The 23,193-nt window shown below is 41.9% G+C and carries 19 protein-coding genes; 4 read left to right on the forward strand and 15 right to left on the reverse strand.

Going from position 1 to position 23,193, the window contains the following annotated elements; translation table 11 throughout:
* Nucleotides 1-8: 8 nt before the first annotated feature.
* The 6 genes from gatB to IGJ17_RS09005 all read right to left on the reverse strand — a co-directional run bounded on the left by gatB (nt 9) and on the right by IGJ17_RS09005 (nt 9,397).
* The gene (gatB, locus tag IGJ17_RS08980) at nt 9-1,439 is read right to left on the reverse strand and encodes an Asp-tRNA(Asn)/Glu-tRNA(Gln) amidotransferase subunit GatB (RefSeq protein WP_005225979.1); all 1,431 of its coding nucleotides are present in this window, start codon (nt 1,437-1,439) and stop codon (nt 9-11) included.
* On the reverse strand, nt 1,436-2,908 hold the full coding sequence (gene gatA / locus IGJ17_RS08985; RefSeq protein ID WP_429961269.1) for an Asp-tRNA(Asn)/Glu-tRNA(Gln) amidotransferase subunit GatA: 1,473 nt from the start codon (nt 2,906-2,908) through the stop codon (nt 1,436-1,438). Before gatA ends, gatB begins: the two co-directional genes overlap by 4 nt.
* Nucleotides 2,908-3,213: an Asp-tRNA(Asn)/Glu-tRNA(Gln) amidotransferase subunit GatC gene (gene gatC, locus IGJ17_RS08990; protein WP_429961270.1), complete on the reverse strand. Its 306-nt coding sequence runs from the start codon at nt 3,211-3,213 to the stop codon at nt 2,908-2,910. The genes gatA and gatC overlap by 1 nt, the downstream gene beginning before the upstream one ends.
* Nucleotides 3,214-3,428: 215 nt before the next feature.
* Entirely contained in the window at nt 3,429-5,459 is a 2,031-nt protein-coding gene (gene ligA / locus IGJ17_RS08995; protein ID WP_429961271.1) for an NAD-dependent DNA ligase LigA, read from the reverse strand.
* Between the two features lie 13 nt (nt 5,460-5,472).
* Nucleotides 5,473-7,716, reverse strand: coding sequence for a DNA helicase PcrA (gene pcrA / locus IGJ17_RS09000; protein ID WP_101699062.1), 2,244 nt, complete (start codon nt 7,714-7,716; stop codon nt 5,473-5,475).
* Nucleotides 7,717-7,930: 214 nt separating this feature from the next.
* The gene (locus IGJ17_RS09005; RefSeq protein WP_429961272.1) at nt 7,931-9,397 is read right to left on the reverse strand and encodes an alpha-amylase; all 1,467 of its coding nucleotides are present in this window, start codon (nt 9,395-9,397) and stop codon (nt 7,931-7,933) included.
* 205 nt (nt 9,398-9,602) lie between these two features.
* On the opposite strand from IGJ17_RS09005, the gene IGJ17_RS09010 reads away from it, so the two are divergent.
* The 3 genes from IGJ17_RS09010 to IGJ17_RS09020 are packed head-to-tail and all read left to right on the forward strand — an operon-like array spanning nt 9,603 to nt 13,211.
* Complete coding sequence (locus tag IGJ17_RS09010) at nt 9,603-10,358, forward strand: DeoR/GlpR family DNA-binding transcription regulator (RefSeq protein WP_005235726.1); 756 nt, start codon at nt 9,603-9,605, stop codon at nt 10,356-10,358.
* The gene (gene pfkB / locus IGJ17_RS09015; protein WP_429960756.1) at nt 10,355-11,272 is read left to right on the forward strand and encodes a 1-phosphofructokinase; all 918 of its coding nucleotides are present in this window, start codon (nt 10,355-10,357) and stop codon (nt 11,270-11,272) included. Before IGJ17_RS09010 ends, pfkB begins: the two co-directional genes overlap by 4 nt.
* A gap of 13 nt (nt 11,273-11,285) precedes the next feature.
* Nucleotides 11,286-13,211 carry a PTS fructose transporter subunit IIABC gene (locus IGJ17_RS09020; RefSeq protein ID WP_005235722.1) on the forward strand — a complete coding sequence of 642 codons (1,926 nt, stop codon included), beginning with the start codon at nt 11,286-11,288 and terminating at the stop codon, nt 13,209-13,211.
* A 42-nt stretch (nt 13,212-13,253) separates the two neighbouring features.
* Here the strand turns inward: IGJ17_RS09020 and IGJ17_RS09025 are convergent, their stop codons facing one another.
* Nucleotides 13,254-14,585: a hypothetical protein gene (locus IGJ17_RS09025; RefSeq protein ID WP_429961273.1), complete on the reverse strand. Its 1,332-nt coding sequence runs from the start codon at nt 14,583-14,585 to the stop codon at nt 13,254-13,256.
* A 130-nt stretch (nt 14,586-14,715) separates the two neighbouring features.
* Here IGJ17_RS09025 and IGJ17_RS09030 point away from each other — a divergent pair, with 130 nt between their 5' ends.
* A complete protein-coding gene (locus IGJ17_RS09030; protein WP_005235717.1) occupies nt 14,716-14,892 on the forward strand; it encodes an SPJ_0845 family protein in 177 nt (58 codons plus the stop codon).
* A gap of 111 nt (nt 14,893-15,003) precedes the next feature.
* On the opposite strand, the gene IGJ17_RS09035 is transcribed toward IGJ17_RS09030, so the two are convergent.
* The 8 genes from IGJ17_RS09035 to IGJ17_RS09070 all read right to left on the reverse strand — a co-directional run bounded on the left by IGJ17_RS09035 (nt 15,004) and on the right by IGJ17_RS09070 (nt 22,756).
* Nucleotides 15,004-15,885 (reverse strand): helix-turn-helix transcriptional regulator, encoded by an 882-nt coding sequence (locus IGJ17_RS09035; RefSeq protein WP_016620052.1) that lies wholly within the window; start codon nt 15,883-15,885, stop codon nt 15,004-15,006.
* 170 nt (nt 15,886-16,055) lie between these two features.
* Nucleotides 16,056-16,640 carry a ribosome biogenesis GTP-binding protein YihA/YsxC gene (gene yihA / locus IGJ17_RS09040; RefSeq protein WP_008382206.1) on the reverse strand — a complete coding sequence of 195 codons (585 nt, stop codon included), beginning with the start codon at nt 16,638-16,640 and terminating at the stop codon, nt 16,056-16,058.
* Nucleotides 16,641-16,710: 70 nt separating this feature from the next.
* Nucleotides 16,711-17,955, reverse strand: coding sequence for an ATP-dependent Clp protease ATP-binding subunit ClpX (clpX, locus tag IGJ17_RS09045; RefSeq protein ID WP_005235713.1), 1,245 nt, complete (start codon nt 17,953-17,955; stop codon nt 16,711-16,713).
* Nucleotides 17,956-18,180: 225 nt separating this feature from the next.
* A complete protein-coding gene (tig, locus tag IGJ17_RS09050; RefSeq protein WP_005235710.1) occupies nt 18,181-19,464 on the reverse strand; it encodes a trigger factor in 1,284 nt (427 codons plus the stop codon).
* Between the two features lie 119 nt (nt 19,465-19,583).
* The gene (locus IGJ17_RS09055) at nt 19,584-20,531 is read right to left on the reverse strand and encodes a hypothetical protein (protein ID WP_429961274.1); all 948 of its coding nucleotides are present in this window, start codon (nt 20,529-20,531) and stop codon (nt 19,584-19,586) included.
* 37 nt (nt 20,532-20,568) lie between these two features.
* Nucleotides 20,569-21,399 (reverse strand): RDD family protein, encoded by an 831-nt coding sequence (locus IGJ17_RS09060; RefSeq protein ID WP_194188489.1) that lies wholly within the window; start codon nt 21,397-21,399, stop codon nt 20,569-20,571.
* 2 nt (nt 21,400-21,401) lie between these two features.
* Nucleotides 21,402-22,433 (reverse strand): signal peptide peptidase SppA, encoded by a 1,032-nt coding sequence (gene sppA, locus IGJ17_RS09065; RefSeq protein WP_061054226.1) that lies wholly within the window; start codon nt 22,431-22,433, stop codon nt 21,402-21,404.
* 32 nt (nt 22,434-22,465) lie between these two features.
* Nucleotides 22,466-22,756 carry a hypothetical protein gene (locus IGJ17_RS09070; protein WP_005235701.1) on the reverse strand — a complete coding sequence of 97 codons (291 nt, stop codon included), beginning with the start codon at nt 22,754-22,756 and terminating at the stop codon, nt 22,466-22,468.
* Nucleotides 22,757-23,193: the final 437 nt, after the last annotated feature.

Here is a 23,193-nt window from a genome sequence, read left to right on the forward strand (position 1 = left end):
CTTGCCTCTTATCGCTTTGCTAGTTCTTCTTGCAACAGCTTGTTCACAACGCCTGGATTCGCTTGTCCTTTGGTTGCTTTCATGATTTGACCAACTAAGAAACCAACTGCGCGGTCTTTTCCGTTTTTAAAGTCATCGACGGATTGTTGGTTGTTATCTAGTACTTCATTGATCATTGGTAATAATTGCGCAGGATCTGATAATTGGATCAATCCTTTGGCTTTTACGACTTCTTCAGCGTCGCCGCCGTTTGTGATCAATTCTTTGAAGACTTTTTTCGCAATCTTCGAACTGATCGTGCCATCGGCAATCAAACGAATCATTCCCGCTAAATTGTCTGGGGTTAATTTCGTTTCTGGCAGTTCCAATTTTTCACTGTTCAGATACGCTGAAACTTCACCCATCAACCAGTTAGAAGCTTGTTTGGGATCCGCACCGGCATCAATGGTTTTTTCAAAGAAATCGGACATTTCTTTTGATAAAGTCAAGACCATTGCATCGTATTCTGGTAAGCCCAATTCAGAGATGTAACGGGCACGACGTTTTTGCGGCATTTCTGGCAAGCTTTGACGTACACGTTCGATCCATTCATCATCGATCACAAATCGTGGGATATCTGGTTCTGGGAAGTAACGATAATCAGAAGAACCTTCTTTGACACGCATCAATAATGTTTTGCTGGTTGCTTCATCAAAACGACGAGTTTCTTGTTGGATCTCGCCTCCAGAAAGCAATACTTTGGCTTGGCGTTTTTCTTCAAATGCTAAGCCTTTTTTCACGAAGGACATAGAGTTTAAGTTTTTCAGTTCTGTTTTTGTTCCGAATTGTTCTTGGCCGTAAGGTCGCAACGAAATATTCGCATCGCAACGCATAGATCCTTCTTCCATCTTCACATCGGATACTTCTGTAAACAAGATGATTGAACGCAATGCTTCTAGATACGCATATGCTTCTTCTGGTGAACGCATATCCGCTTCGGAAACGATCTCGATCAAAGGGGTTCCTTGACGATTTAGATCAACATAAGAATAACCGCCTTTGCCGTGCATGTTTTTCCCGGCATCTTCTTCCAAATGAACTCGCTCAATGCGGATTTTTTTCTTTTTACCTTCCACTTCGATTTCAATCCACCCATCATGACCTATCGGTTGATCGAATTGTGAAATTTGATAGGCTTTTGGATTATCAGGATAGAAATAGTTTTTGCGGTCGAAATGCGTTTCTTTTGAGATTTCACAATTCAACGCAAGCGCAGCTTTCATCCCAAATTCGATAGCCGCTTTGTTCATTACTGGTAAAACACCTGGATAGCCCCAGTCGATCACATTCGTGTTGCTATTTGGTTCAGCGCCAAAGTGAGCAGGTGCTGGAGAAAAAATCTTTGATTCTGTTTTTAATTCTACGTGGACTTCAAGCCCAATGACTGTTTCGAAGTTCATGCCTTATCCCCTCCTAAAATCACTGGTTTTTTCGTGTGGAAATCAGTTGCTTGTTCAAAGGCATAAGCCGCTTTATACATGGTTGCTTCATCAAAATGTTTCCCAATGATTTGCAAGCCGACTGGCAGTCCTTCAGAAAAACCTGCTGGGATCGACATCCCTGGCAGTCCTGCTAAGTTCACAGGAATGGTTAAAATATCATTTAAGTACATGGTAATTGGATCATTGATATTTTCTCCAATACCAAATGCTACCGTTGGTGATGCTGGGCCAATGATCAAATCGTATTGGCTGAAGACCTTATCGAAATCTTGTTTGATCAACGTCCGAACTTGACCGGCTTTTTTGAAGTAGGCATCATAGTAGCCAGCACTTAGTGAAAACGTACCTAACATGATCCGGCGTTTGACTTCTTCCCCGAATCCTTCACTACGCGAATTGACATAGACATCTTCTAAATTGCGGACATTTTCTGAACGGAAACCGTAACGGATACCGTCAAAACGTTGCAAATTAGAACTTGCTTCTGAAGAAGCGATGATATAGTAAACAGCTACCCCATACTTTGAATGTGGCAAGCTGACTTCTTCCACGGTCGCTCCTAACGCACGGAAAGTGTCTGCAGCTTTTAAGATCGCTTCTCGGACGCCCGCTTGAATTCCTTCGCCTAAGTATTCTTTTGGCAAAGCAACTTTCATGCCTTTGATATCACCAGTCAGACCTGCTGTAAAATCAGGAACAGCTGCCCCGGCTGACGTACTATCTTTTGCATCAAACCCACTGATGGCATTTAATGCGATGGCATTGTCTTTCACACCACGGGTCATTGGACCAATTTGATCTAACGAAGATGCAAACGCGATCAAACCAAAACGAGAAACCCGTCCGTATGTTGGCTTCAACCCGACGATTCCATTGAAAGCTGCTGGTTGGCGAATCGAACCACCCGTATCGCTACCTAATGATAAGGGGATTTGTCCCGCTGCAACGGCAGCCGCCGAGCCACCTGATGAACCACCAGGTACTTTTGTCTCGTCCCAAGCGTTTTTTGTTTTCTTAAAGAACGACGTTTCCGTACTCGCCCCCATCGCAAATTCATCCATGTTTAACTTACCTACTGGAATCATGTCTGCTTGGTAAACTTTGTCCATGACGGTTGCATCGTAGATTGGGTCAAAGTTGCCTAAAATTTTTGAAGCAGCTGTTGTGCGTAGATCTTTGGTAACAATGTTATCTTTGATCCCAATGGGAATCCCTGCCAACACATTGCTTTCAGTGATACCTTTTTGATCGATAGCTTGCGCTAACGCATGGGCTTTTTCTTCGTTCAATGCAAGAAACGCATCGACTTTTGGCTCTGTTTCTTTAATGCGAGCAAAGGTTTCCCTCGTTAGATCTGTCGCAGTAATTTCCTTTGACACTAATAAGCTATGCAATTCTTCTAAGCTTTTATTATATAGTTCAGTCATTAGGCACCCGCCTCCCCATTGTCAATGATTGCAGGCACTTTAATAAAGCCTTCTTCGGATTCTGGAACATTTCTCATTAATTCATCACGGTCCCAGCCACCTGTCGTTACATCTTCACGCATCACATTGATCGTTTCTGCGACATTCGATGTGAATGGTACTCCTGTGGTGTCCACTTCTTCAAGTGTTTCAACCATATCAATAATTTTTCCTAGCTGAGAGGTAAACTCATGTAATTCATCGTCTGAGAATGAAAGTTTTGCTAGTTTGGCAACGTGTTTGACTTGTTCTTCGCTGATCGCCATAAAATCCTCCTCTTTCTCGTATCCGTAATCTACGTTTACGTTTTTCCAATGTATTGTATCATTTTTTTAACAAATCATGAAATAGAATTTGAAAATTATCAAATATAATTGCAAATAAAAGCAGAAATCATTTCTTTCCTCGTATTGCAGGGAAGAAATGATTTCAATTAGACAAGAAGAAACAACTGCTTCTCGTCTGTGACAATACTTAACAGTTATTGTTCTGCCGAATGACTGCCTTCGATCGCAGCCACCATTTGAGCTTCATCCCAAACGGTAACGCCTAGGGACTGTGCTTTGGTCAGTTTACTGCCAGCCTCTTCCCCGGCAACAACGATATCAGTCTTTTTCGACACACTTCCTGTGACTTTTCCACCAAGGTTTTCGATTCTTTCTTTGGCTTCTTCGCGGGTGAAATGACTCAATTTCCCTGTCAAAACGACTGTTTTCTCTTTAAATGGCGACTCCACTTCTTCCAATTGATCCGTTCTCAGCCCTAGATAAGCAAAGTTAACACCCGCTTTTTCAAGTTCATCTAAAAGGTCGTGAACTTCTTGATTGTCAAAATACGTAACGACACTTTCTGCAATTGTAGCACCAATGGTTTCCAACGAAATGATCTCTTCTTCTTTGGCTTTGCTAAGGGTCCGAAGGTCACCAAAATGTTCCGCTAAAATCCGAGCCGCTTTGGCACCAACATGACGGATGCCTAGCCCGAAAATCAAGCGCTCAACTGAATTTTCTTTGCTTTGATGGATGGCACGCAAAAGGTTATTAGCTGATTTCTCTTTGATTTTATCGAGGGTCAGCAATTGTTCTTCTGTTAAAAAGTACAAGTCGGCCACATCTTTGACTAAGGATTTATCGAACATTTGCTCTAAAACACGTGGCCCTAAACCATCAATATTCATAGCATTTCGGGAAACAAAGTGGCTTAAGCCCTCTTTAATCTGCGCTGGACACTTCGGATTGATACAACGCAAGGCAACTTCTTCATCTAAATGGATCAGCTCACTCCCACATTCGGGACAATGTGTAGGCGCTTCAAAGGGTTGACTTGATTCTGTTCGTTTTTCTTCCAAGACTTTCGCAACCTCTGGAATAATGTCCCCCGCCTTATAGATGATGACCGAATCGCCAATGCGGATGTCTTTCATTTTAATGAAATCTACATTATGGAGACTAGCACGGCTGACCGTCGTTCCAGCAACACGAACAGGAGTCATAACAGCGGTCGGTGTCACAACACCCGTCCGTCCCACGGTCCATTCGATCGTTTCGATCACTGTTTCCGCTTCTTCCGGTGGAAACTTATATGCCGCCGCCCATCGGGGTGCTTTTACGGTAAAGCCTAACGCATCTTGATCTTTAAAATTATTGACTTTGATGACTACGCCGTCAATCTCATACGGGAGCTCACTGCGCTTGTCATGAAACTCTTCGATATATGCCCACACTTCATCGATGGTGTGGCACACTCTGCGTTCGTGATTTGTACGAAAGCCTAATTGATCCAGTTCATTCAATGCTGAAAATTGATCATTAGCTTCAATTGGACCAAAGTCAGCTAGTGTGTATAAAAAGGTGCTCAAGTTTCTTTGGGCTGCGATCCGAGTGTCTAATTGACGTAAGCTTCCAGCAGCTGCGTTTCTCGGATTGGCAAAAACCTCCACCCCTTCTTCTTCTCGCTGTTGATTCAATTTCAAAAACGAAGCCTTTGGCATATAGCATTCGCCACGAACTTCCAACGAGATCGGTTCTTTTAATTTCAGTGGGATCGATTTGACAGTCTTTAGGTTTTCTGTAATGTTTTCACCTACCGTACCATCTCCTCGAGTCGCTCCCCGAACAAAGCGCCCTTCTTCATATTTCAAGGAAATTGACAATCCATCGATCTTTAACTCGCAGACATAATCTACCGCTTTCCCCAATGCTTTTTGAACACGAGCATCAAAAGCCACGATTCCTTCTTTGTCAAAGACATCGTTCAGGCTATAAAGTGGGATATCATGGGTGACTTTTTCAAAGCCAGGTAAAATGATGCCGCCTACTCGTTGGGTGGGCGAGTCTTCGGTTATTAGCTGCGGATAATTGGTTTCAATTTCAACCAGTTCTGCATACAGCTGATCATAGAGATAATCTTCCACGGAAGGTTGATCTTTTACATAGTATTCGTACGCGTACTGATTTAATTGCGTACGCAGCTCTTCTGCTCGTGATTGGATTTCTTTTGAAGGGACATCCATCCTAATATCCTCCTTATTTTTCAACTTTTTCAATCGGCGCAAAGGCCGCCAACAATCGTTTGACGCCTTGTTGTGGGAACGCCACATCTAATTCGATGTCTTGCGCGCTGCCAGTCGTCCGAACGACCGTACCGATTCCCCATTTTTTATGTTGAACTTTCTCGCCTACTTGCCATGTATTACCAGCTGCAGAGGTCTGTTGCTTAGAAGCGACGGTCGTTTGACGCGGCTGTGTATAGCTCGGTTTAAAGACTTTTGGTTGAAACGGTGCAGCAGCTTTCGGTTGTGAACGCTCGCCTAATGATTGCAGCAGATCTTGTTCAATCTCCTCGATAAACCGTGACGGACGATTGTATTGGGTACGACCGTATAATGTTCTGGAAAAAGCGTTGGTCATAAAGAGCTCTTCCTCAGCACGAGTGATTCCCACATAAGCAAGGCGCCGTTCTTCTTCGAGTTCGCTTTCTTCCATTAAAGCCCGAGAAAGCGGGAAGATATTTTCTTCCAAACCAATCAAGAATACCACTGGAAACTCCAGTCCTTTTGCCGCATGCAAGGTCATCAAAGTCACTTGACTACTTTCTTCTTCATAACTATCGACGTCTGACAATAAAGCTAAGTCATTTAAGAAAACACTCAACTTCTCATCTGGTGCATCTGCATCGTCTTCGTTTTGCGCCTCAAATCGTTTATCGAATTCTTGGGTAACCGATAAAAATTCTTCCAGGTTTTCAAGTCTAGCTTGTGCTTCTAAATTATTCTGGTTGACTAACTCTTGACGATAACCCGTCTTTTCTAATATTTCTTTCGTCAGTTCAGTTACTGAGAGGTAAGGAACCATTTGGGCGAAGCCATCCATCATCATCCCAAAGCTTCCTAATTCTTTGCCGGCCTTTCCAGAAATATTCGCCAACTCGACGTTCATGGCTGCTTCTAGCAATGACCACTCATGAAGATTCGCAAAATCTCGTAGTTTTTCGACGGATGTCGCACCGATCCCACGTTTTGGTACATTGATGATTCGTTCCAAGCTGATGGAATCACGAGGATTGGCGATCGCCGATAAATAAGCCAAAATATCACGGATTTCTTTGCGATCATAGAACTTTCTGCCGCCGACCATCGTATAAGGAACGTTGGCTTTTAAAAGCATTTCTTCAATGATCCGTGACTGGGCGTTGGTCCGATACAAAATCGCAAAATCACCGAATTTACGGTTCTTTTCTGCAATTTGTTTCTGCATTTCACTGACGATAAATCGCGCCTCATCTCGTTCACTATCCCCGCGATAATAAGTGATTTTTTCCCCATCACGATTTTCTGTCCACAGATTTTTGTCTGGGCGGTTGCGGTTATTTTTGATTACTTGGTTTGCCGCATTTAAAATCGTTTGCGTTGAACGATAGTTTTGCTCTAACAATATCGTTGCGGCATCCGGATAGTCTTTTTCAAAGTCTAAAATATTTTGCATGTTGGCGCCACGCCAACCGTAAATACTTTGGTCCGCATCCCCAACGACACAAAGATTTCGAAAACGAGCGGCCAATAAATTGACTAGCGTGTATTGGGCATGGTTGGTATCTTGGTATTCATCGACATGGATATAGTGGAATTTCCGTTGATAAAATTGCAGCGCATCTTCATTGTCTTGGAAGAGGCGGATCGTATTCATGATTAAATCATCGAAGTCCATGCATTGATTATTACGCAGCTCTTTTTGATATTTTTCATAACAACGACCTACGATTTGCTCAAAGAGACTACCTTCCATGGCTTGGTAAGCTTCAGGTGTCAACAGCTCATTCTTTGCATGAGAGATCGTTCCCAAAATAGAACGAGGATCATATTTTTTGGGATCGATATTCAATTCTTTTAATACTCGTTTCATCAGCGTATTTTGCTCAGAAGAATCAATGATAGTAAAATTCTTCGAATACCCGATTCGATCAACATCCCTGCGCAAAATTCTGACACACATCGAGTGGAAGGTTGAAACCCAAACGTCTTCACCACCCGATCCTAATAGTTGACTGACCCGTTCTTTCATTTCACGTGCCGCTTTATTCGTAAATGTGATGGCTAAAATATTCCATGGATTTACATTTTTTTCTTCTATTAAATAGGCGATTCGGTGGGTTAGGACACGGGTCTTCCCGCTTCCTGCCCCTGCCATCAGCAGCAACGGCCCTTCCGTATGCATAACGGCTTCTTTTTGCCGTGGATTCATGCGTTTAAGTAATTCACTTTTGGATGACATGCTTTTAAACATCCTTTCTTTCTCAATCTTCTCAATTATAGCATTATCCGTGAATGGGGAAAACCGAACGCTTTGAAAACTTTTAATTAAAAGCGCTTTGATTTTAGTACTCACGATGCCATCAGTTTTGAAAGAAAAAAGTCAGTCCGTTGTTTGTTTACATAATAAAAAGGCTGTAAACTTACCAGCCTCTTATTATGACTATTGAAAGAGATCAGCTAAAGTATTTCTCTACTAGCTTTTCATTCACATAGATTGACACTTGCCCATCATTGACCGGGAAAACACCTTTTCCGGTATCATCTAAAACAACTTTCGCTTCATTATTTCTCAATATATCCACGAAGGTCTCTCCACCATGGATCGCGCTGATGGTCATTTCTTTTTCCGCACCTTGAGCATTGGTCATCACGACCGCCAATCCAGAAAGTTCGTGTTCATAATCCCCCGTTAATACCCAACCAATACAATTAGAATCATCAAAATAGTCCACTTGATTCCCAAATGCAAGCTTCTCTCGAAGTTTTAACATATGGATCAAAGCATCACCAACAGGAGCGATTTCTTGCGCTGGGATTCCGAATAAGTCACCCCAGAAAACAACCGGTACACCCGCTTTTCGTAAAAGGATCAATGAATAAGCATGGACTTTAAACCAACCGTCTATCCAAGATTGTAAACTTTGACCAACCTGTGTATCATGATTGTCCACAAAAGTCACGGCATAATCTTCGCGCGCGGCAGTCAGTGTACCGGCAAAAATTTGACTCATATCATATTCGCCATTTGAGTGAGATGCTTCATATAAATTATAGTGCAAAGGCACATCGAATAAATAAATCAGATTTCCTGAAGAATCTAAATACTCTTCTAATTTTGGCAGATCCCCTGACCAATATTCTCCCACAACGAATAGCGGTTTGCCTTTTTCTTCCCGACGGTTCAAGATCCAGTCCGCATAATAATTGAACTCAATGTGTTTGACCGCATCTAAGCGATAGCCATCAACACCAGTCAGCTCTTGGTACCATTGCCCCCATTTATTGAGCTGTTCCACCGTCTCAGGGTTTTCCATGTCCAGATCACAACCCATTAAGTAGTCATAATTGCCCATCTCATCATCCACTTGGCTTTCCCAGCCCTTATCAGCGAAGTTAAAAATCCCGTGGTCTTTGTTACGGTCATCATAATCAACACCAGAAAAATTATGCCACGTCCAAACGTAATCATTGTACGTCCCTTGACGTCCTGGGAATGTGAACTTGGTCCAGGCTTCGATTTCTTCCTCATCACTGATCGGTTCATTACGGTTTTCGGTATTGTATTTAACCGCTGGAACGACTTCTTTTTCATCGGCACCAATCAAGTGATTGAAAACGATGTCGGCATAAACCTCTATTCCTTGTTCTTGCAGTGCTTTGATGGCTTCTAAGTATTCATCCTTTGTCCCATATTTTGTTGGCACCGACCCCTTTTGATCGAATTCGCCTAGATCATAATAATCATAGACACCATATCCAACGTCTTCGGACCCAGCTGTCCCTTTATAGGCAGGCGGCAGCCAAATTGCGGTAAATCCATACTCTTTGATTTCTTTACTCATTTCTTTCAATTTGTTCCAGTGTTGGCTATCTGCCGGCAGGTACCATTCGAACCCTTGTAAAATGACTTTGTTATTCATTTATTTATCCCCCCTTAATTCAATTAAGCCAAATAATAGTAAAAATTGTCAAATATAAGGACAGCAATCTCAGGAAAATGAAGGTTAGCATGACCGTTTGTGACCGATTTCTATTATTCGCGCTTTCATTTTGAATGTTTTTTACTGTTTATGATTGATTTTGAATGAATCATATGTTACTATGGCAGGTGAAGAGGTGATGTAAATGCTTACAGAGGAGCGGCATCAAGCGATTTTGGCACGATTAGAGCAAGAGGAGATCGTCAAAGTCAGTGAACTGATCCAACTGCTGGATGCTTCAGAATCAACGATCCGCAGAGATCTCCAAGAACTGGAAGATAAAGGGTTTCTAGTTAGAATTCACGGCGGGGCCAAAAAAAGCCAGCAATTAGGTTTTGAACCCAACATGTCTGAAAAAAAAGCGAAATTTCAAACAGAAAAACAAAAAATTGCTCGCGCAGCCGCACAAACGATCAAAAATGGTGAAGTCATTTATCTAGACGCAGGAACAACGACCCTTGAAATGATTCCTTTCTTATCGTCCATCACAGCGCTGAAAGTTGTCACGAACTCCGTCAAGCACGCTTCCCTACTGATTGATCACGGGATCGACACCATGATTTTAGGGGGAACCATTAAGATAGCTACGAACGCTGTTTTAGGAATCAATGCCGGTGAACAGTTGCGTAAATTGCGCTTTAACCGCTGTTTTATGGGCATGAACGGTGCTCATTCGGAAGCTGGTTTCACCACACCCGATCCTGAAGAAGCCCTGATCAAGCAGATTGCACTAGAGCACAGTCAACAAGCCTATGTCTTGCTAGACCATTCCAAGTTTCAGCAAACAACTTTTGCTCAAGTTGCTTTTATTGAAGGTGCAACGATCATCACCGATTATTGCCCAAAAAACTATTTAGCGAAATTCAGAGCAAAAACAACCATTATGGAGGTAATACAATGATTTACACAGTAACACTCAATCCATCGATCGACTTTATCGTCCACGTCGATCATTTGGAGATCGGTACCCTTAATCGAATGAAACAAGACTTTAAACTACCTGGTGGCAAAGGAATCAATGTCTCACGGATTTTGAAGCGAATTGGCATCTCCTCGACTACCCTTGGTTTTGTTGGCGGATTTACTGGTCGTTTTATTGAAGAGTGGCTGACCAAAGAGGAAATCAACAGCAATTTTACGCAAGTCGCTGCCGATACCCGGATCAATATCAAATTAAAATCCGGTGAAGAAACAGAAATCAACGGCCTTGGTCCAGTCATTCAAGAGCAAGAAATCGCTGAATTGAAACACCAATTAGCCGCTCTTTCTGCCGAAGACATCGTCATCCTATCAGGAAGTAAACCAGCTGGTCTTCCAGCCGACTTTTATAAAGAATTGATCAAAATCGTTAAAGAAGCTGGTGCAGAATTTGTCATTGATACGACTGGTGCGGAACTATTTGATGCCTTATCCGATCAGCCTTTGCTGATCAAACCAAATAATCATGAATTAGCGGAACTTTATGAAACTTCTTTTTCAACAATCGAAGATATTTTGCCTTATGGCCAAAGAATGCTAAAGGATGGCGCTAAAAATGTCATCGTCTCTCTAGGTGGTGATGGTGCCCTGCTCTTTACTGGCAATGAGATCTATCGCTCCAATGTGTTGAAACGACCTTTGAAAAATTCAGTTGGCGCTGGAGATTCCATGATTGCTGGATTCATTGGGCGTTACGCAAAGACCAAAGATGTGGTTGAAGCATTCAAATGGGGGGTCGCTTGTGGCAGTGCCACTGCGTTCTCAGATGATTTAGCTGAGGCGTCATTTATCGAAGAATTACTACCGGAAGTCATTATTGAACAAGTGAATCTATAGGAGGATGGAAAAAATGAAAATCAATGAGTTGATGCTGAAAGATGCCATGATCATGGACTTGCAAGCAACAGACAAAAAAGGTGCCATTGATGAAATGGTAGCAAAATTATATGCTGTCGGACGGATTTCAGATGTCGAAATCTACAAAGAAGGAATTCTTGCCCGAGAAGCCCAAACCTCAACAGGGTTAGGTGACGGCATCGCAATGCCCCATGCCAAAAACAGTGCAGTCAAAGAAGCGACGGTTTTATTCGCAAAGAGTAATGCGGGTGTCGACTATGAGGCGTTAGATGGACAACCAACGTACCTCTTCTTTATGATCGCAGCACCAGAAGGAGCAAATGATACTCATTTACAAGCGTTAGCAGCTCTATCTCGCTTATTGATCGATCCAGATTTCGTTGCTAAACTAAAAACAGCGACAACTGCTGATCAAGTACAACAACTTTTCTCAGAAGCTGAGGCACAGCAAGAAGCCGATGCTTTAGCAGAAGAAGCGGCAAACCAAGAAGCAGCACCTGCTAGCGAACGTCCCTATATCGTCGCAGTTACAGCTTGCCCGACAGGGATCGCCCACACCTACATGGCAGAAGATGCTTTGAAAAAGAAAGCCAAAGAACTTGGTGTTGACATCAAAGTCGAAACAAATGGTTCAGAAGGAATCAAAAATCGTTTAACAGAAGCTGATATCGCCCGAGCTGCTGGTGTGATCGTAGCTGCCGATAAAAAAGTTGAAATGGATCGCTTTGACGGCAAACATTTAGTAAACCGTCCTGTGAGCGATGGTATCCGTAAAACCGAGCAATTAATCAATGAAGCATTGAGCGGAACTGCTCCTGTTTTTCACGGTAGTGGCCAAGCTTCTGATAAAGAGGACGCTTCTGCTGATGGTTCAGTCGGTCAACGAATCTATAAAGATTTGATGAATGGTGTTTCTCACATGTTACCATTTGTTATTGCCGGTGGAATCATGATCGCTATTTCCTTCATGGTGGACCAGTTCATGGGTGTCCCTCAAGATGCCTTGAGTCAATTAGGAAACTACAACCAAGCCGCTTCTTGGTTCAATCAAATCGGTAGCGCGGCATTTGGTTTTATGTTACCTGTCTTAGCTGGTTTCATCGCTTCAAGTATCAGTGACCGACCTGGATTGATCGTCGGTTTCGCAGCAGGTGCCCTAGCAAATACGGGTGGTGCTGGATTCTTAGGAGCATTGATTGGCGGTTTCTTAGCTGGTTATGTCATCAAGTTCTTGCGTTCATTATTCAAAGGTTTACCAAAATCATTAGAAGGAATCAAAACGATCCTTTTCTACCCTGTTTTCGGCCTATTGATCACTGGCTTCTTGATGTTACTGATCAACGTGCCAATGAAAGCCATCAATGACGGTTTGAATAGCTTCTTGACTGGCTTAAGTGGTACCAACGCCGCTTTACTTGGTGCTTTGTTAGCAGCAATGATGGCAGCCGATCTAGGTGGCCCAATCAACAAAGCCGCTTATGTTTTCGGTACTGCAACATTGGCAACGACCGTTGCTGAAGGTGGTAGCGTCGTGATGGCATCTGTAATGGCGGGCGGAATGGTTCCTCCATTGGCAATCTTTGTCGCAACGTTATTGTTTAAAAATAAATTCACCAAAGACCAAAAAGAAGCTGGTTTAACAAACATCGTCATGGGGCTATCCTTCGTCACAGAAGGTGCGATCCCATTTGCAGCAGCAGATCCATTGCGGGCGATCCCAAGCTTTATCGTTGGTTCTGCACTGACTGGTGCGCTTGTCGGTGCCTTTGATATCCAATTAATGGCACCACATGGTGGGATCTTCGTTGTTCTATTATTATCTAAACCAATTTTGTTCTTGCTATTCATCTTAATCGGTGCGATCGTTTCTGGCGTTGTATTCGGTTTGTTGAAAAAAGCGCCTGAACAAGCTGCCTAATTGAAAAGACCCGCAAGATCCTCGTGATCTTGCGGGTCTTTTTCATTCTTGATTGGTAAAGAGCTGCTGTTCGACTAGCTTTTGGGTATTCATAAAATACACTCGTAGTTTTTTCCCATCCTTCTTTAGGTTAACCCACGTATATTTGCGCGTGCGGTGCAAATAGCCAAAATGAACATCCGGCATCGCTGCTTTCAATCCGTCTATCGGCAGCTCCTTCAAGGCTGTTTCTGGTAAATAAAATTGTAAGCAAGCTGTATAGTCTTTAAAGCGATCCTCTGAGTAATCAATTTCGAGGTGATTCCGAATATAAAAGGCATATGCCTCAATTCCATCATCTATAGTCAATTCCGGTTTTAATACAATATAATCCATCATGTGCAACCGGTCTTGGTCGATCCAAGGAAAATACGCTTGTGCATTCAAGTAACCTTTCACCCGTCGCTCCTGGTACTCTTCGTTCACCAAATCGAAGCTTCGAGTGACGAAATGTGTCGCGTTACGCTTAGTCGTCGGCTGCAGCCGATCATTTTGGTACTGGATGGTTTGGATCAATTGGTCGCCAAAGGCGTACTCAATATATGGTTCCCTCAAAATACCGACGCCATTATCCCATGTCAATTGATCGATCCCAGTTTGATCGCGAAACAAACGCTGGTATGAAAGATTCAACTCGTGATCCCACTGAAACGGATCGCGATACAATTCCACCATCACGATTCCCTGATCTCTAACTTGGACCTGCTCGACTTGTTGCGCATCCGTAATGATCACCTGAGGAATAATACGGGCATAGAATACCGAAAAGTACATTCGCCAACAAGAGGTCAGTGTGTAGCCATTGTAAAAAACATCGTACCCAGCAAATTGATTGCAATCAATAACGATCTCTTGTTCAAAATTTTTCCGCTTCGGTAACGCGTTGATTTCAGCAATCGATTGAAAATTTTGTCTTTTCTCGATTCGCTCGACGTTATGCATCAGGTACTCATCATATGAACGCAAATAGCCAAACAATCCATCTCTTTGCATCGTTTCATCGAAGTAACTTAAAATCACTGTTTTCTGTGTGGAAAATACGTCTTTCGTAAACAGGTGCCGTTGTAAAACAGCCTCTTGAATGATATGGATACTGGACTCATTTTGGCCGTCCGTCACAATCAATTCAGTATTGATTTCTTCAGGGGCGCTATGCAGCAGTTGACTGACCTCATCAAAATCATAAGGTTTCTTTTCTTGCTGATTGTAATAGTATTCCGTCGGCTGATAGCTAAGACGAACCAAAGCGAACCAATTTTCAATCAACAAACGTAACTGTGATGCTTCCATTTGTGTCGATTGTAGAAAGCCGTAAATTTTTTCAGTTTTGATCATCGCTATCCCTCTTTTCTATCCCCTTTCTTTAATTATAGTAAAGGGAGAAACGATTGAACACTATTTCGCTTTTTTTTGGTGAAATCTACGACCGTTCGTGGTAAACTAAAGGCGCTTGGAGGTGAACCTTATGGGCTTAAAATTCCAACGAGAAGACTCGCTAGATAAAATGTTTGATGATTTTGCCTTTCTTCCCGATAACGATAAGGACAATAAAAAGCAACAAAACGATATTGAACGTTTCTTAAAAAACGAACCTGATGATGAGAATAAAAAACAACCAAAAGATAGTAAGAAAGCAGACTAATAAAAAAGGCAAAGGACGCTTCCGTCCCTTGCCTTTTTACTTATGCGAATAGAAAATGAGCCACTGAGTCTACTTAAATGCAGCAATCAGAATTGGCATCTAATGGTTTCCTTATAGCTCTTCATACATCATGCTTTGACGTAAGCGCACCAAGCCAATGGTCAACAAGCAGAGAATAAGGAAGACGGCTGCTAAGATCGTCATCACGAAGATCACCACAAAAATCGGTGAATTTGTAAAATGAATCATTGGTTCAAAGATAGTGGTCTTGATCAAGTCAGGGATCTCCGAAGCTAAGAGTTGTTGAATGGCTTGGTTAAAATCCTCTGTGGTTGAATTTGATGGCAAAACAGCCATAAAACTCCCCACGCCGTAATTGGCAACCCCAATCCACGCAATTGCGACATTTGCTAAAGCGAGCCAGCCAATGCCAAGATTACCGACAACAATCGAGCCGACAGCAAGATTGCCAATCCCAACTAAAAAGCCAAAACAGAGGTTCCCTATTGCAATAACACCGGTGCTGACTGTCCCAATCCCCAGCATTCCGAAGGACAATAAGCCAATCGATAAAAAACCTAAGCTGACAATTCCCAAAGCAATAACCCCTTTGGATTTGACACCAAGACTAAACCAGCCGCTGGCAGTTGGTACCTCTTTCATCAGAACAAAAAACTCTCGAACGCTCGTCACTTGATTCAGTAATAAGAATAAATTGGGAATCAAAATGTGCATTAACGGAAGCCGTAGAACCCTCCGTTCACTTTTGTATTCATAATAGTAGGTTTCTTTCTTTTCTTTTAATAGCTCTTCCACTGGAGTGCCTAATAAATCGGCGAGACGAACCAATGTCTCGATGTCTGGCAACCCATTTCCTCGTTCCCATTTTGAAATGGCCTTATCAGAAACAAATAACCTCGCAGCTAATTCCTTCTGGGTTAAGTTATGTCTTGATCGATACTCTTTTAATTTTTTACTTAATGTTTCATGCATTCCACCACACCTCCTTGTTACAAGTTTAACAAATATTAAGGAGATTTTCGCTGAAATTGGGCAAATTTGGCACTCTACGCTCCGTAGAATAGCCTAAATCCCCAATTTTTACTTTTAAAAAGCAAAAAAACGAAGGGAGCGACTTGCTCGCTTCGTTTCTTTATTCAAAATTATTTGATTGCTGCTTCGATGGCTTTCCATGCTTCTTCTTTTCCTTGTTTGGTAATGGAAGAAAAAAGAATGAACGTATCAGCTGGATCAAAGGACAACGCTTTTTTGATCATACTTTCATGCTTATTCCATTTCCCACGAGGGATTTTGTCTGCTTTGGTGGCAACAACGATCACAGGGATCTCATAATACTTTAAAAATTCATACATTTGAACATCTTCTTGGGAAGGTGCATGGCGCAAATCTACCAAAGATACTACTGCTCGCAGCTGCTCTCTTTGTTCGAGGTACGTTTCAATCATTTTTCCCCATTTTGCTCGCTCGGTTTTTGATACTTTTGCATAGCCATAGCCAGGGACATCGACAAAATGCAGCGTATTTTCAATCAAATAAAAATTCAATGTTTGGGTTTTCCCCGGTTTTGACGAGGTTCGGGCTAAGTTTTTACGGTTAATCAATGTATTGATAAAGGAAGATTTACCGACATTGGAGCGCCCTGCTAAGGCAATCTCCGGTAAGGGTGTATCTGGGTATTGTGCTGGTGAAACAGCACTAATGACGATCTCAGCTTCATGTACTTTCATTGGATCGCTCCTTTTCATTTTTTTCAAAAAGAAAGCCGGATAGCAATGAAACTATCCGACTTGGTCTCGATTAGACTGCTTTTTTTGTCTCTTCATTGTAAATGATTTTTGGTTCGCCAAGTCCTTTCGCAGCTTCTTCCGTAATAGTGACTTTTTGAATCGACTCATCAGAAGGAACATTGAACATGACTTCCATCATGATATTTTCGATGATCGAACGTAATCCACGAGCACCGGTGTTTCGCTCAATTGCTTGCGCAGCAATCGCACGTAAAGCCTCTGGCTCAAATTCGAGTTCTGTGTCATCTAATGCCATCAATTTTTGATATTGTTTGACAAGGGCATTTTTTGGTTCAGTCAAAATATGCACTAAATCATCTACCGTCAATTTCTCTAAAGCAGCCATCACTGGCAAACGGCCGATAAATTCAGGGATCAAACCGAATTTAAGCAAGTCTTCAGGAATGATCTGTTGCATCACGCTCTCGCCTTCTTCAAGACGTTTGTTGTTTGTACCAAACCCAATGGTTTTTTCACCTAAGCGGTTTTTAACAATTGTTTCGATCCCGTCAAACGCCCCACCAACGATAAAGAGAATATTGGTCGTATCGATTTGGATCATCTCTTGATGCGGATGTTTCCGTCCCCCTTGAGGCGGCACACTAGCAGTGGTTCCTTCTAGGATTTTCAGCAAAGCTTGCTGAACACCTTCACCGGAGACATCACGAGTAATCGATACATTTTCACTCTTACGGGCGATTTTATCGATCTCATCAATATAGATAATCCCTTTTTCAGCCATTTCTACATTATAATCAGCAGCTTGTAAAAGCTTCAAAAGAATATTTTCCACATCTTCACCGACATAGCCGGCTTCTGTTAAACTGGTTGCATCAGCGATTGCAAAAGGCACATTCAGTGAACGTGCTAGCGTTTGTGCCAAAAATGTTTTACCTGAACCTGTTGGTCCGATCAAGCAAATATTGCTTTTCTGTAACTCCACATCTTCAGCTGTCGTTTCTACATTGACGCGTTTGTAGTGATTATAAACCGCTACAGCCAATGTTCGTTTGGCACGATCTTGTCCAATCACATATTCATTGAGGACATTCAATAGTTCTTGCGGTTTCGGCACTTCGGTAAACTCCCGAACTGCTTCTTCGTAAAACTCTTCATCAATGATTTCTTTGCACAAATCAATGCACTCATTACAGATATAGACCCCAGGCCCTGCAACGATCTTTTTCACCTCTTCTTGCGTTTTTCCGCAAAAAGAACAACGAACAGCTTCATTACCGTTTGTATTATCGTACATACTGTTCACCCCTTGAAAATTTTCCAACCTATTTAAAGGAGTGGAATTTGGTTTACTAACTTTGCAGTCTTAAACAATCATATCATAACTTTTTTGAAAGAAAAAGTCATTTTTACTTTACCTAACGTTTTCTTATCATTTGTTAGTAATTCCGAAATACCCCCTATTTACTCCCATGAAAAAACGGCCAACACCACTAGATGTTCGCCGTTTTTAGAGTTTTGCCTACGCTTCTTTTGCAGTACCTGTTACAAGTTCAACTGCTTTTTTCATTGTAATATCATGTTTCAACATGTCTTCTGTTAAGACGCGTTTGATTTGATCTACTGGCATATTGTAAGCTTCAGAAAGTTCTTTGATTTCTTTTTCGATATCTTCTTCTGTTGCTTCCAAACCTTCTTCTTTAGCGATTGCTTCAATGACAAGGTTTGTTTTCACGCGTGTTTCTGCTTCGCCTTCAAATTGTGTGTGAAGATCTGCTTCAGTTGAACCAGTTAATTGATAATACATTTCTGGTGAGATTCCTTGACGTTGCATATTGTTCAAGAACTCATCCATTGAACGGTGTACTTCATCATGTACCATTGAATGTGGTAATTCAACGATTTCTGCGTTTTCAACTGCTTGACGGATCGCAGCTTCATCTTTTGCATCTTCTGCTGCTTTTTCTTTTGTTTCAGTCAATTCAGCACGATATTTTTCTTTTAATTCAGCTAATGATTCAACGCTGTCATCAACGTCTTTTGCGAATTCATCATCTAATTCAGGAAGTTCTTTTGCTTTTACTTCGTGAACCGTTACTTTGAAGACTGCTTCTTTACCAGCTAAATCTTCTGCTTGATAATCTTCTGGGAAAGTCACGGTAACGTCTTTGCTATCGCCAGCTTTTGTTCCTACTAATTGTTCTTCAAAACCAGGGATGAATGAGTTTGAGCCAAGTTCAAGTGAGTAGTTTTCACCTTTGCCGCCTTCAAATGTTTCTTCTCCTAAGAAGCCTTCAAAGTCGATAACGACTGTGTCGCCATTTTCAGCTGCTTCGTCTTCTTTGATAACTAATTCAGCTTGTGCTTCTTGTTCGCGTTTGATGCGTGCATCAACGTCTTCTTCTGTTACTTCACGGTCTTGTTTTTCAACAGTTAAATCTTTGTAATCACCAAGTTTTACTTCAGGTTTTACAGTAACTTCTGCTTTGATTACCCAGTCTTGACCTTTTTCCATGCTGTCAACGTCGATTTTTGGTTGCGAAACAGGATCGATCCCTGCTTCTTTTACAGCAGCTTCATAAGCTTCTGGAAGAACAGCGTTCAATGCATCTTCATACAACGCTTCTTCGCCGTACATACGGTTAAATACTTGGCGTGAAACTTTCCCTTTACGGAAGCCAGGTACGTTAAGATTGCCTTTCACTTTATTGAATGCAGTCGTCAAGCCTTTTTGGATTTCCGCTTGAGCGATCGTAAATGTCAAAACACCATCATTGGTGCCTGTTTTTTCCCATTTTGCAGTCATTTATTTCCCTCCGAATATTAATTGATTTACATATGAAATAGCTTCATGCATACCTTTAAATAGTACACTAACGTTGTTTAATTGTAAACATTTTACCATGAAAGTTGCGAATTTTTCTTTCAGCGAATGCTCAAACGTAGGATATTGCGCAAGTGTCGTTTGCGTTCTTCTATTTCATTGTCTGCTTTTGGCTGTTCTTTTTCTTCAAATAACCCGCGATAATCTTCAATGTAGCTTGCCACCCATGCGTTTGCCTCTTCTTTTGCCGGTAAAAACGGGTAACTTATCGCTAAATGATCATCGATTTCTGCTGAGACACTTTCCGCTAAAATCGGGTCCTCTTGGGCGATCGTTTCTTCGATCGCTTTATGGATCGCTTTAACAGCGTCATCCTCCTGTAAAAGTTTCAATTCTTTCGGAACGATTTGCTGCATGTTCCCAAGGTAATCGATTAAGTCAAAAGGTTCGTCCACTTCAAGACGCACGAGCTCATCCACTAATTTAGGTAGCAAATACGGATTTTTGATGGAAGCCAACGTGTCATGCATCAGCGAGATAAATTGTGATTTGGTAATAGCTTGGGTAAAAATGTGCCACTCTGTTGCACTCACCGGTTGATTGGCTTCATCTAATGCGCGTAAATGCTTGCGTTTCCCATGAAAATCTTCTAATCCTAAAATTTGTTGTACTTCTTCTACTTTAGCTAGTTCACTAGCCAACTGTTCCTGATAACGTTTTGGAATTTTTGTTTTCTGACCTAATGTAAGCCAGCGCCGAGTTTTTAAGTATTGACCATCCAAGATCAGCAGATGACCAATTTGTAAAAAACCATCAGTTTGTTTCAAATAATCATCTAGATAGTCTTCCGCAAGATCTAACGCTTTGGCAAAATCATTCAGCTGTTGCAAGCATTCCACGAGCCATTGATTGATCTCAAAACTGGCGTTTTTTTGATAAAGTTCATTGTACAAACGATAAGCCTGCAAAAACTCTTTTGACTGGTAGGCTTTTTCTGCCGCCAGACGAAGCCGCTCATTTGGTCCCGGGAAATCAATCGTCTCACCCATTCACGACCCCTCCTTTACTAATTGCTTGATCTGCTAGTTAGTTTTGTGCACCAATCATTACGTGATTGGCATCCACCTGTTTATTAAAGGCCTTGATCAAATTGATGGTTACCACACTTGTTTCTGCAAAATAATCCGCAGCCTGCTGCTTATTTTTATTAAAGACGATTGGTAAATAACCGAGATAAAAGAAAACATTGAATTGCAGCACATAGCGCCCGCAAAGTTCGCGGATCAAGACCGTTTGCCAACTGAGTTCTTCTTCTACAAAAGAAATAACGCGGATGCCAAAGAGCATTTTCCCAATTGTTTGGCCATGATTCAGCTTCGTCATCAGAACAAAATAGCCCAGATAGATCGCTAAGGCACAGACGTTGTAAAGTCCAAACCGCTGGTTAGTTGCCGTTAGATTCGCTAGATTATAGATACTGCCGATCGCTATTTGCGTGATTGCCCGGATCACTAGAAGATCCACTAAAAAAGCAAACAGACGTATCCAAAAACCGGCAAAAAAGTAGCTAGGAAAGTCATTAAAGAACCGTTTGTCTTCGGTCTGTTTTTCAGGTTCTTCAAAATGCTGCCACGCTTTTTGTCTTTCTTCGATTTCACTTTGGTTATACTCTTCTTCTTGAAAAGACGTCAAGACTTGTTGATAAAAATCATCGGGATGGTTTACTTGTGCGTTCTTCATCGCTTTGCTGGCGTTTACTGGTTCGGCTGTTTCTGAAACCTGCGCTTCAGTTCGTACATCCGTATGACCGGTTGACGGTGTGGAGGTTTCGCGCTGTTCCCTTTGATCGATTGATGTACTTGTGTGATTGTCATCCGTTGACGATGCGGCAGCGGAATACTTGTTTTTCTCTGTCATAGTTATTCACCTCCATAGTAATAAAGAGGTTTAGGGGCATCGCTTGTTCCTAGGCTTTCCATCAATTGGATCACTCGTTCTGTATTTGATTCTTTTAGTCCTTGCAGTTCGGCTAAACTTGAACCTAACCAAGTAGAAGCAAATCCAGTAGATGAAACGTCATAGCTGAAAATCTCTGCATCTTCCAAGCCTAGATCTGCTTGCATTGCTGCTAATGTATCTTCAGGAAAACCGATTTCATCCACTAAGCCAACAGACACTGCTTGCTGACCATCATAGATGCGGCCATCAGCGATCTTTCTAACGGCTTCTTCTGTCATGCCGCGTCCTTCAGCCACAATTTTAACGAACCGACCATAAGCATTGTCGACATAGGTCTGCAAGACTTCTTTATCGGCTTCTGTTGGCTCTCTCGTTGCTGAACCTACATCTTTTAGTGCACCACTTTTATACGTATTGTCTTCGATCCCTAGCTTTTCGAATAAGCCGGCATAGTTGAGCCCCGACATGATCACTCCGATCGAACCGGTAATCGTTTCATCCGTTGCGAAAATTTTATCAGCACCTGCCGAAATATAATAACCGCCACTGGCTGCCATGTTTTTCATACTGACATACATCGGAATCCCTAACTCTTTGATTTTTGCTAATTCACGAGCAATCTCGGCACTTTCATAGACGCCGCCTCCTGGGGTATTGACTTCCATCAAGATGCCCCCAATAGTTGGATCGTCTTGGATCATCCGTAGTTCTTCTAAAAATCGCTGATGATCATAAGATTCTGTTGTGAATAAGCCGCCACTGGAGCTGCTGGCGATCGTTCCTTCTAAAGATAAGCGAACAATGCGATTGTCTTGATCTCCGGCAACTAACGTTGTCTCTTCGATCGCATTACTTCCGTAGAACAAAGCATTTAAACCTTGCAGCGTTTGAGTTTCCTCTTGCTCTGGACGATTTGTGATTACTGAAAAAACCCCCGAGCAGATAAATAACCCTGCTGCGATCGCCGCTGCGATCCATCTTCTTTTATTCATTTTCCCACCTAACTTTTCACCTTTCCCATAATTTAGTATAGATTTTTGATGACGATCACTGCTTCTTCGTCTCCAACCGCATCAAATTTCTCGCTTTTTTCAGCTAAGACGTAGCCGCCAAAAAATTCCTTTGTTAGTTCATCCTGGACTTTGAATGTTTGCGCGGTTTCCACGGTGACTGATCCGGGTAAAATTTCTTGCAAGCTGTCCCAGCCCGTATCCAACATGACCTTTGTTTCATCTGTGACATTAGGATCTTTTTCTATCGCAGCTACTATTTTCTTTAGCTCTGAAAAAGTCATACAATTTACAAATTCTGGCATTTCATTCCCTCACTTTCTTACTTTTTTATTGTAGCGAACTTAAAAAAAAAAGCATAGCTTTATGAGGAAATTTCTTGGGAATCTTATTCGACAAAGCTATGTCAGCTATTTTGATTCCCTTTAGACTGGTTCAAATCAACCTTACCAATAACTATACCAATTATTTTCATATAACTTACAGTTGACAGAAACAGGAATAAATATTATGATATTGCTTGTATTTCTATAAAATATTTCACAAGGAGGATAGATAGACCAATATGGATAGCGCCTGATCTGGAAACAGATGACGAGGAAAGAGTTTATCGAAACATTCGGCGGATGACTCTAGGGACTGCACTCTACAGGCAAGAACAAATCTCATTGTAAGATGATGACAAAGACTTGCTGCGCAGATAGAAATACATAATGCCAAACTAAATTTTTTGAAAGTAGGA

The sequence above is a fragment of the Enterococcus sp. DIV1096b genome (assembly GCF_050498765.1).
Lineage (GTDB): Bacteria > Bacillota > Bacilli > Lactobacillales > Enterococcaceae > Enterococcus_D > Enterococcus_D entomosocium.